At 24.1% G+C, this 11,443-nt stretch carries 8 protein-coding genes and 1 rRNA gene; 5 read left to right on the forward strand and 4 right to left on the reverse strand.

Going from position 1 to position 11,443, the window contains the following annotated elements; translation table 4 throughout:
* Positions 1 to 58: 58 nt before the first annotated feature.
* Entirely contained in the window at positions 59 to 1,813 is a 1,755-nt protein-coding gene (locus tag ACXX88_RS03305) for a ribonuclease J (protein WP_458559588.1), read from the reverse strand.
* 166 nt (positions 1,814 to 1,979) lie between these two features.
* Here ACXX88_RS03305 and rrf point away from each other — a divergent pair.
* Together rrf and ACXX88_RS03315 are read left to right on the forward strand one after the other, a co-directional pair.
* Positions 1,980 to 2,085, forward strand: a 5S ribosomal RNA gene (gene rrf, locus ACXX88_RS03310).
* A gap of 196 nt (positions 2,086 to 2,281) precedes the next feature.
* A complete protein-coding gene (locus tag ACXX88_RS03315; RefSeq protein ID WP_458559589.1) occupies positions 2,282 to 3,073 on the forward strand; it encodes a hypothetical protein in 792 nt (263 codons plus the stop codon).
* Here the strand turns inward: ACXX88_RS03315 and ACXX88_RS03320 are convergent.
* Positions 3,070 to 4,104: an Mbov_0400 family ICE element protein gene (locus ACXX88_RS03320; protein WP_458559590.1), complete on the reverse strand. Its 1,035-nt coding sequence runs from the start codon at positions 4,102 to 4,104 to the stop codon at positions 3,070 to 3,072. The genes ACXX88_RS03315 and ACXX88_RS03320 overlap by 4 nt on opposite strands.
* 333 nt (positions 4,105 to 4,437) lie before the next feature.
* Positions 4,438 to 5,037 carry a 30S ribosomal protein S4 gene (gene rpsD, locus ACXX88_RS03325; RefSeq protein WP_436358760.1) on the reverse strand — a complete coding sequence of 200 codons (600 nt, stop codon included), beginning with the start codon at positions 5,035 to 5,037 and terminating at the stop codon, positions 4,438 to 4,440.
* Positions 5,038 to 5,266: 229 nt separating this feature from the next.
* Between rpsD and ACXX88_RS03330 the strand changes: the two genes are divergently transcribed.
* Genes ACXX88_RS03330 through leuS form a run of 3 tightly spaced genes read left to right on the forward strand, consistent with a single transcriptional unit; the run spans position 5,267 to position 10,391 of the window.
* The gene (locus ACXX88_RS03330; protein ID WP_458559591.1) at positions 5,267 to 6,826 is read left to right on the forward strand and encodes a hypothetical protein; all 1,560 of its coding nucleotides are present in this window, start codon (positions 5,267 to 5,269) and stop codon (positions 6,824 to 6,826) included.
* Position 6,827: 1 nt separating this feature from the next.
* On the forward strand, positions 6,828 to 7,973 hold the full coding sequence (gene thiI / locus ACXX88_RS03335; RefSeq protein WP_436358762.1) for a tRNA uracil 4-sulfurtransferase ThiI: 1,146 nt from the start codon (positions 6,828 to 6,830) through the stop codon (positions 7,971 to 7,973).
* Positions 7,974 to 8,012: 39 nt separating this feature from the next.
* Positions 8,013 to 10,391 carry a leucine--tRNA ligase gene (gene leuS / locus ACXX88_RS03340; RefSeq protein WP_458559592.1) on the forward strand — a complete coding sequence of 793 codons (2,379 nt, stop codon included), beginning with the start codon at positions 8,013 to 8,015 and terminating at the stop codon, positions 10,389 to 10,391.
* Between the two features lie 29 nt (positions 10,392 to 10,420).
* On the opposite strand, the gene ACXX88_RS03345 is transcribed toward leuS, so the two are convergent.
* Positions 10,421 to 11,245 carry an alpha/beta fold hydrolase gene (locus tag ACXX88_RS03345; protein ID WP_458559593.1) on the reverse strand — a complete coding sequence of 275 codons (825 nt, stop codon included), beginning with the start codon at positions 11,243 to 11,245 and terminating at the stop codon, positions 10,421 to 10,423.
* Between the last annotated feature and the right edge of the window lie 198 nt (positions 11,246 to 11,443).

Raw genomic sequence — 11,443 nt, forward strand, 5'->3', positions numbered from 1 at the left:
TAGTATTAAATATGTGAAAAAAAAGAAAAAAATCCCGTCAACTGGGAAAGACGGGTTTCTATTCGTCTAAGTCGTCTTCATCAGCAAATTCATTGTCTTCTTCTGTTTCTTTTTGTCTTTCAAATCCTTCTAAAGGATTTTTCTTATCATCTGTAAATAAGAAGGAAGAAATAATTATAGGATTTCTTCTTTTTTCTTTATAAAAGAAAGGAATTAAACGATCTTTTATTAACTGTCTTAATTCAGGAACTGTTCAATCTTCTTTATTTTTGATTGTAAATAAAACAGCTCCATGAACTAATCTCTTGATTTCTTCAACAAAATCGGTTGATGTCTTAACATAGAAGCAACCTCTAGAAACTACTCTTGGTTTTCCTACTATAATGTTTTTATTTCTATCTATTGCAATAGCGATATAAACAAAACCATTTTCACCTAAAGCAACTCTTTCTTTCATTAAAGAAACATTAACTTTGGAAACCACATCTCCATCAATAAAAATTGGTCCTGGATTAATAAATTCCTTTGTAGTTACGAGTTTTTTGTTTATTAAATGTAATATTTCACCTATTCTTGGAATTATTACATTATTAGGATTTACTCCGTTTTCAATGGCAGTTTGTCCATGAACTACTGACATCCTAAATTCTCCATGGTAAGGAACAAAGTATGTTGGTTTGGTTAATCTGAAGATTTTTTCGTGTTCTTCTTTATAAGCATGACCTGAAGTATGGAGATAACCATCAACTCCATTTTCTTTAATAATAGCACCTGTTTTATATAGTTTATTAACTAATAATTCAATTTTGATTCTGTTTCCAGGGATAGGTGAAGAAGAAAAAATGATCATATCCCCGTGTTTTAGGGTTATTTGAGGATGTTTTCCTAGTGACATTCTAGTTAAAGCTGCCATTTGTTCGCCTTGTGAACCTGTGGTTAAAATAACAAGTTCGTTATCTTGGTATTTTGAAATGTTTTTCTTATCAATAAAAACATCATTAGGAGCATCAATATATCCCATTTTTCTTCCTATTTGGACTCCATTTACCATTGATCTTCCAAAAGTTACAACTTTTTTACCAAGTTTAGCAGCAAGTTCAATAATAACTTTAACTCTGGTTAAATTAGAAGCAAAAGCAGTAATTATTATTTTCTTTTTAGCATCTAACATATGAGCTTCTATATCTTTTAAGATATCTTTTTCACTTGGTGAATGAAAAGGTCTCATTGCATTTGTAGAGTCGGAAAGAAGCACACTTAAATCTTCGTTACCTATTTGTTCTAGTTTGCTAAAATCAGTTAGATTTCCAATAGGTGTATAGTCAAATCTAAAGTCTCCAGTACACATAATGGAACCATTTGGAGATTTAACTCTTATTCCAAAAGCATCGGGAATTGAATGTTGAGCAGTTCAAAAATCTACTTCTAGTGTATTGAAAGTATGAACAGCATCTCTTTCAATTTCTACATATTCTACTTTTTTCCTAATTCCTCTATCTTCAAATTTAGCTTTTAAATATTGGATAGCAATTCTGGGTGCAAAAATTTTAGGAATATGAACTTCTTGTAGTAGATAAGTAACACCACCAATGTGATCTTCGTGTCCGTGAGTTATAAATAAACCTCTAATTTTGTGCTGATTTTCTTTTAAATAAGAGTAATCGGGAATTATTCCTTTAATTCCAGTAGCAAAGGTATCGGCAAATTTAATACCTGCATCAATTATTACTATGTCATTTTCGTGCTCTATTATAAGGGTAGATTTACCTATTTCTTGCATTCCACCTAATGCAAATAATTTTGTTGGTTTCATATGTCTCCTAATATATTAATTTAAGTTAAAATAAAAAAAGAAATTTAATTAATTGTTTAAATTTTACAATAAAAAAAATTTTTTATAATTAATTTTTAAATTTTGTAAATTTATACAAAAAATTAAAAAAAATCTTGACAAATTTACAATTTATGGTAATATATATACAAGCGACCATAGCAAAGGGGATCACCTGATACCATTCCGAACTCAGTAGTTAAGACCTTTTACGCCGAAGATACCAGAAATGGGAAAATAGGGAGTTGCTGCTTTTTTTATTCCTTTTTTTAATTTTATAAAAGTATTTATTGAATTTATTTGAATAAATTTAAATTATTTTATGAATATATTTGATTATTATTATTATTATATAATTATTATGTAAATACAAAAATAAAGGACGGAAAAAATGAAGAAAAAATATTTCAATTTATTAATTATAGACACTATTTTTGCAGGTGAAATTTTATGCTAAAAAATAAATTATTATTTTCAGTTTCTTCACTAGTTAGCATTCCTATTTTTGCTACTTCAATGGTTTCTTGTGCAACAACAGAAAAAGACAAAGAAAAAAATCAATATGAAAATTATAAAATTGAGTTTAATAATTTAGGTGATAAAGAAATTGTTAAATCTAATGAAACTTTTACCTTTTTAAGTAATTCAAGTGTTAGTTCAAATGAAACAAAACTTAAGGATTTTTATCTAATAAAAGATGAAAAAGATATAGATAATCTTAAACAAACTTTATTTTACTATGTTATAAATTATGAAAAAAATCATAATGTTAAAGAAATAGAACATATGAATAATTTGCTTAATTATCAAAAAGTAGCTTTTTATTTAAGCAAAATAAATTTAAAAGAAAATTTTTATGTATTAAATAACTTTGTTCATACAAAATCGTTAGATACTTTATTTAAATCATTATTTAAATCTAATGATTATAATTACAATGATTTAAATTCAAAACAAAAGGATTTTTCTTTATATTCAATTATTCAAAAAGAAAATAATGCTTTAAATTTTTATTCTACCAATCTAGAATTAAATGCTAAATTAAAAGAAAATAATGAAAGCGAACCAACAGATGAAACAGCAAATTATGTAGAACCATCTTTTAGTTACATCGCTTTTGAAGTTCCAAGAAAATTATTTAATCCAGAGCAAATGCAAACCTTAAAAATAAATAATACTTTTTTACGTTATAATGAATTTGTAAAATTTTTAAGCAAAAACACTAAACAAAAAATCAACTAATGTTGATTTTTATTTTTTTGCAATATTAAGCGAATATTTTTCATTTCTTCAGATGAAATATTTGGATCAGTATATTTTAGAACATCTATATTAGATAATAATCCTTCTCTTATTTCTTTCATTTGTCAATTATCATAAATTGGTTTAGCATATAGAGAAACATCTAAATTTTTTTCTAAACCTAAACGAATTTGTTCCATTTGAAAACAATTAAAATTATTTGTTGCATATTTAGATACATCTATTTTTGATTCTAAACCAAGAAAAATCTGTTTTAGTTGCGATGCACAATAATGGTGGCAATTAAAATTATTAGTTTCAATGAAAGACTTATGATTATTAATTATAGAACTTTTGTGTTGTTCAAAATAATCAATTTCTTCCATTAATTCTTTATATTCGCTATTTGTACCTAAATAAATATTTTTGATTTCTAATAAAGTTTGTTTTAATGTGTTTCTGTTGTTTAAGATATCTAAAACCAATTTTTCCTTTTCTAAAATTGACTCTTCACTGTTATTTGAATTTTTAAAGTGATTAAAATCTCTAGTTAAAAAATCTTTATGGCAATAAAGTGTTTTAGAATAAATTTGGTCATTTTTTATAGAAATTTCACTTAAAGAAACATATGGTGGATTTTGTTTGAGATTATCTCAAAGCATAAAATAAATGTTTTTAATATCATCTAAATCTAGAAATTTGGTATCTAAATAAAGTAAATTATTTTTATCAAAAACTTTAAATAAATCTTTTTCAAAAATTTTATAAATTTGAGCAGTATCTATAAAACTATCGTGATTTAATAATCCATTATTTGCCTTTTTAATTAGATATTCACCATTAAGTTCGTGTCTGAAATTTTTATGTTTTATAGAACTGCGACATTTTAAGTAATAATATATTTCTTCCCATTCGTTATAAAAAATAATGACTGGATGTTTGTGAAAATCATCTTCTAATCTATCAAATGTTATTGATTCTTCCGGAAAAAACGGTTTCATTGTGTCAATGTGATTTTTATCTTTTTTCATTTTAATTCCTTATATTTTAATTATAGTGCTATTAATAGTAAAAAGTGAAAAAAAGAAATATTAAAACAGGAACTAAATAATTATGTTCCTGTTTTTCTCACATACAGATTGTGCTTATTTTCCAATTCAAATATAAATACTAGGAGCATTTAGTTGTATCTAATAATTTTAAATATATAAAAGAATACTATAATTAGCTAATTTTGCCACTTAACTAATTAAATCTAATTTCTATCTAATTTAATTATTAGATACCAATTAGATTTTACAAAAAAAAAAAAAAAAAGCAAGTTTTTGACAAAAAAACACAGGAGAATTCCTGTGTTGAAATTATTATTTGTTGTAGAACTCAACAATTAAAGCATCATTGATTTCTTGACTTAATTCTCTTCTTTCTGGTAATCTTTTTAAAGTAGCTTTAAAATCTTTATATTCAATTCATTCTGCTTTTTGTTTTAATTCAAGTGCTGCAGTAATTTGAACGTTTTTTCTTGATTTTTCTTTTAGTTCAACTACATCATTAATTGAAACTTGCATTGAAGGAATATCTGCTTTTTTTCCATTTAAAGTAAAGTGACCATGATTTACTAATTGTCTTGCTTGTCTTCTTGTTGTAGCAAATCCTGCTCTGTAAACAATATTATCTAACCTTGTTTCTAACATTTGTAAGAAGTTTGTTCCAGCAACACCTTTACGTTTTGAAGATTTAAAGAAAGTGTTTTTGAATTGTCTTTCATTTAAACCATACATAAAACGAACCTTTTGTTTTTCGTGTAAGTGTAATCCATAATCAGATAATTTAACTTTCTTTTGTCCGTGTTGTCCAGGAGCGTAAGTTCTTTTTTTACCTTTTGCAAATTCTTTACCAGTTTCTAAAATTGAAAATCCTAATCTTCTTGATTTTTTGAAAATTGGACCAGTATATCTTGACATTTTTCCTCTTTCTGCAAAAAACGTTAAGAAATAATTCCATATTATTTTTTTAAATTTAATGGTTTCGACATCCAGCAAAGTTTACTTCCAAATTTAAAACAAATTTAAAAAATATTAATATATATTATTTAGCTGTGTTTATTGCTTTAATATTTTACATCATTTTTGTATAATTTAATAGCAAATGAAGTATTTTTTATTTTTTTTATTGGGATTTTTAGTTTTATTATTGATAACTGGATTAATTATCCTTATTTTTGTTTTACAAAAAAGAAGAAAAGAAAAAGAAAGAAATAAAAAAGAACAAGTTAAAAAAAATGAAAAAAACAATTCTATAAAAAACGAAATTGATATTTTAATAAATCAAATAAAAATTTATTTTAAGCATGAGCATTTAAAAAACGAAGAAGAAAAACAAAAAGAAGTTGAATTAAAAGAAATAATTAAAAAACATAAAGATAAAAACGAAGAAGAAACTAAATTTTTAAGCAGAATTGAAAAAGCAAATATTATAAATCATTCTTATGAAGTTATAGAGTTAAAACTTAACAGTTATTTTACAGATAGAGTTCAAATATTAGAAGAACTAAAAGAAAAATATAACTATATTTTTGAGAATAATAAGTTTTTTTTAGGATACTATAATAAAATGACTCAAGATCTTCATAAAGCTAATACATTTGTTAAAAACAATGAAGACAAAATAAAATATATTCATGCAAAAATTGATAAACTAATTAAAAAAATATCAAACAACAATGTTTTTATTTCTCAAAATTATTATTTAAACTATAAAAAAGAAGAAAATATCAAAAAACTAATTGAAAATAAAGAAAATATAATTCATTTATTTAAAATTTTAAATTATGTAGTTAAATTTACTAACGAAATAGACAACAATTTGACAAATATTTTTGAATCATTAAAAAATTTTTATTTTGAAAACAAAGAAGAATTTCAATTGGAAAGAGTTTTTTCTTTTGAAGAATACAAAAAGCAAGTAGAAATTCTTTTTAATAATGTCAAGAAAGCACATAAAGAAATTGATATTGAAAAAGTTAATATTAATTTAAAATTTATTTATAAATTAACATTAGAAAATAAAGAAAAAATAGAAAAAGAAAAAAGATCTAAACAAATAGTAACAGAAAATATTTTGATTATAAAAAATAGAATAGCAAGGAAAAAAAATGAGTTACTTCTTTTCATAGAAAATAAAGAAAATACAGCATTTATACAAGCAAAAGAAGAATTAGATAATATAAATTTATTATTAGAAGATATTTTATTAAATAAAGAAACTTATCTTGAACAAATAGAAAAAATAAAAAGTATTTTTGAAAAATTCATAATTATAGATTTTAAGTTAATCGCTTTAAAAAATATTTATTTTTTTGAATTAAAAGAAAAGAATTTATTAAACAATTTTTCTTTACAAAAAGAAATAATTACTGATTTTTTGGTAAATAAACATAAAGAAAATATAAATGAAAATTTCAAAAAAGAAATATTGAATTTGTTTCTATTGATAGAAAATGAAGAAAAAAATGACCAAAAAATAATTTATATTAAAAAGTTAAATGATTTATTGACAAATAATATAGAAATATTTACTGATTTTTTATACAAAGAAATATTAAATTTTTTATATAAAAATATGAATGTTTTTAGGAGTTCTAAAAACAAACTGGATGCCAGTTTTAAAATAGCAGAAGAAATGCATAGACAAGGAAACTATCCACAAGCATTAGAAAATATAGTAAAATTTTTAGAAAAGGAAATAATATAATATGTATGATTTAATTTTAATAAGATATGGTGAATTAGTTTTAAAAGGTGGTAATAGAAAACAATTTATAAACACTTTGAAGCAAAACATAATAAAAATTACAGGGGAAATTCCAGAAGTAAGTTTTGATAGAATGTATTTACCTTATAGCGAAAAAACTTTAGCAAATTTATCTAAAGTTTTTGGTATTTCTTCTTTTTCTCCTGTAAAAAGAGTAGAAACTAATATAGAAAGCATAAAAGAAGAAGTTTTAAGACAATTTGATGATAATCTTTTAAAATTTAGATTAAATTGTCATAGAAACTGAAAAAAATTCCCTTTAAATTCACAAGAAATTATAAAAGAAGTTGCTACCGAATTATTTGCAAAAAAACAGGAAATAAAGGTAGATTTGGAAAATTTTGATCAACAAATCAATATTGAAGTTAGAGAAAAATATTCTTATGTTTTTTCTAAATTTTATAAAGGATTAGATGGTTTACCTGTTGGTATTTCTGGTAAAGTTTTACATTTAATTTCTGGAGGAATTGATTCTCCAGTTGCAGCTTTTGAAATGATGAAAAGAGGTGTGCATATTGATTTCTTGTCTTTTATAACACCACCACACACTGATGAAAAAACAGTTCAAAAAGTAGATAAAATTATTCAATTGTTATCTAATTATCAAGGTGGTTCTAAATTATTTCAAATAAACTATACAGATTTAATGAATTACATCGGTTTAGTTTCTGACCAGTCTTATAAAATAAATCTAATGCGTAGAAGTTTTTATAGAATAGCAGATATTTTAGCTAAAAAATTTGGTTACATAGCTATATCTAATGGAGAAAATTTAGGGCAAGTTGCATCTCAAACTATGGAATCAATGGATGTTATTGGTAGTCAAACAAGTTTACAAATATATAGACCATTATTAACTTTTAACAAAAATGATACTATTAAATTAGCTAACAAAATAGGTACTTATGAAATTTCTATTGAAAAAGCAAATGAAGCTTGTGAATTATTTGCTCCTAAAAAACCAGTTATAAAACCAACTTCAGAATTTGCACAAAAATATGAAGAAGAGTTATCTGAAATTAAAAAAATGGAAATAAGTGCAATTGAAAAAGAAATGATTTTGAAAAGATTTAAAACACAAAAATAAATTTTTTCAAAATTGTTTTTTTTATATAATAATAATATTATGTATAATCACAAAGAAATAGAAAAAAAATGACAAAAACACTGAGAAATTAATAATTCATTTAAAACAACAGAAAATAAAGAAAAAAAATTTTATGTTCTTGATATGTTTCCATATCCATCCGCTTCAGGTTTGCATGTTGGACATCCAGAAGGTTACACAGCAACAGATATAATAGCAAGATATAAAAGACTAAATAATTTTGATGTTCTTCATCCAATGGGATGAGATGCTTTTGGTTTACCAGCAGAGCAATATGCACTAAAAACAGGAAATCACCCTGCTTCTTTTACACAAAGTAATATTCAATCTTTTAAAAAACAGTTAAAAAGTTTAGGTTTTTCATATGACTGATCTAAAGAGGTGGATACTACTGATCCTAAATTTTACAAATGAACACAATGAATATTTAAAAAATTATATGAACATAATTTAGCAGAAATAAAAGAAGTTGATGTTAATTGGTGTGAAGAATTAGGGACCGTTCTTGCTAATGAAGAAGTGATAACTGATAACGAAGGAAATAAAGTTAGTGAAAGAGGTGGTTTTCCAGTTATTAGAAAACCAATGAAACAATGAGTTTTAAAAATTACTAATTATGCAGATAAATTGTTAGAAGGATTAAATGACTTAGAATTTTCGGATTCATTAAAAGAATTACAAAAAAATTGAATAGGAAAATCTGAAGGTCATACAATTAAGTTTCATATCGAAAATAATAGTGAAATTATAGAAGTGTTTACAACAAGAATTGATACATTATTTGGCGTTACTTTTATTGCTATTTCTCCAGAAAACAAATTAGTAGATGTGATTATTAATAATCCAAAAATAAAAGAATTTATTGACTTTACTAAAACTTTAAGTGAAAGAGATAGAGTTTCCAATAATAAAGAAAAACACGGTATTTTTACAGGTTTATATGCTATCCATCCTTTAAATAATAAGAAAATTCCAATTTGAATTGCTGACTACGTTTTAAATTCTTATGGAACGGGTGCTGTTATGGGAGTTCCTGGAGAAGACGAAAGAGACTATGATTTTGCTAAAAAATATGATTTAGAGATAATTAAAGTTGTGCAAGATAATAAATTAATTAATTCGGAAGAGTTTAATGGTTTAGAAATTTTAAAAGCAAAAGAAGAAATTTATAAATTATTAAATGAAAAGGGAATTTCTGAAAAAGAAATAAGTTACAAACTAAGAGATTGAATTTTTTCAAGACAAAGATATTGAGGTGAACCATTCCCAGTTTATTTTGATGAAGAAGATAATATTTACATAGATGAAGGAATTGTAGAATTACCATATATGCAAAATATTAAACCTTCTAAAACAGGAGAGTCTCCTTTAGCAAATAACAAAGAGTGATTATACTTTGAAAAAAATGGCAAAAAATACAGAAGAGAAACTAATACAATGCCACAGTGAGCTGGTAGTTCTTGATACTTTTTAGCTTTTATTCTTAAAAATGAAGATGGAACATATTTAAATATAGATAGCCCCAAAGCATATAAAAGATTTAAAAAATGACTTCCTGTAGATTTATACATTGGTGGTCAAGAACATGCTGTAGGACATTTAATTTATTCTAGATTTTGACACAAATTCCTTTATGATATAGGGATTTTACCTAATGATGAACCTTTCTTTAAGGTTGTAAATCAAGGAATGATTTTAGGTACAGATGGGCAAAAAATGTCTAAAAGTAGAGGAAATGTTATAAACCCAGATGATATCGTAAACGAATATGGTGCAGATACTTTAAGAGTTTATGAAATGTTTATGGGACCATTAACTGATACAAAAGAATGAAGTACAGATGCAATCCAAGGTATAAGAAGATGATTAGATAGAGTTGAAGTTATTTTAGATAAATTCGCAAATAATGATTTAATTGATGCAAATTTTGATGATTCAGAGATGATTTCTTTATGACAGGAAACTATTAAAGAAGTTACAATCGCAATTGAAAATTTAAAATTCAATATTGCTATTAGTAAACTTATGGTTTTCATAAATGGTTTATATAAAACTGAAAAAATTTCCAACAAACAAATGTTAATTGATTTTTGTATAATGCTTTCTGTTTTAGCACCACATCTTTCAGAAGAATTGTTAAGCAGATTACAAGCAAATGAAATAAGCAAGCAATCATGACCAATTTTGCAAGAGAATTTAATTTTAAATAAGAAAATTAAATTACCGATTCAAATTAATGGAAAAGTTAGAGCAGTAATAGAAAAAGAAGAAACCGATACAGAAGATTCTCTTTTTACTAAAGCTTTAAGCGAATCTAATGTAATAAAAAATATTGATAATAAAGAAATTAAAAAGAAAATCTACATAAAAGATAAAATAATAATTTTTAATGTATAGTATTTTTATAAAAAAACACAGACATAAAGTTAATTAGTCTGTGTTTTAATAATTTCTTCAATTCTCTTGTTTATTTCATTAGGTTTTTCGAAAAACAAAGCATGACCACAATTTTTTAGTCCTATAAAATTTTTATTATAATCACTAGCTATTTTAGCAACAGAAATAAAAGGAACAAACATATCTTTGGTTCCTGATATGAATTCATAATCTTTATTAATAGCGTAAAGATTTTTAATATTTTTTTGTAAATAAGAAGAATTAATAATTTGTTTTCTTACCAAATTATTAAAAACAGCGAATTTATTTTTGGTAACTGTTAAGAAGACATTTGCTATTTTTTCTAAATTCTTTTTGTAATTATTTTTATTTTCATAAACTAAGTTATCTGAACTTTCATATGCTTCTTCATAGTTTTTTGGCAGAAGTCATTTATTAAGTCTTTCTTTCGATTGTTTCAAAGTTTCTTTAGCAATAGTCCCTAAAATATTGTAATTTATTGGAGCGGCAAGTAGTGCTTTAGGAACTAAATTATTATTTAATAGATGAAGAGCACTTGCTCCACCAAGAGAGTGACCTATTACTAAATTAAAGGAAATTCCCGTTTCTTTAACAAATTCTTCTGCAATTTGTTGATAATATTCAATAGTTATAGTTCCATTATTAGAACTCAATCCACAACCTGGAAAATCAAAAGCAACAACATCATAATTTCTATCTGTTATTTTATAAACTTGTTGTGCAAAGCTGTGTGATGAGTTAAAACCATGAAGAAAAAGAACCTTTGGTTTTCCACTATTTTCTTCTATATAAAATATTTTTTCATTTTTTATTAGTATTTCTTTTTTTTGCATATAGCTCCTATATCTTATTAAATTATTTTATCACATTTTATGTGTCAAGATTTTAATAGATTTTATTTTTAAAATATGTTAAAATAAGGACAGTAAACAGGGACATAAATTTGGTGTCCCAAATTTATGTCCCTGTTTATTTAATGGTGTTTATGTATATGAAACCAATTTATTAAATTTAAGTGAATCTCAAATAAT

This window comes from Mycoplasma sp. 5370, from assembly GCF_054343435.1.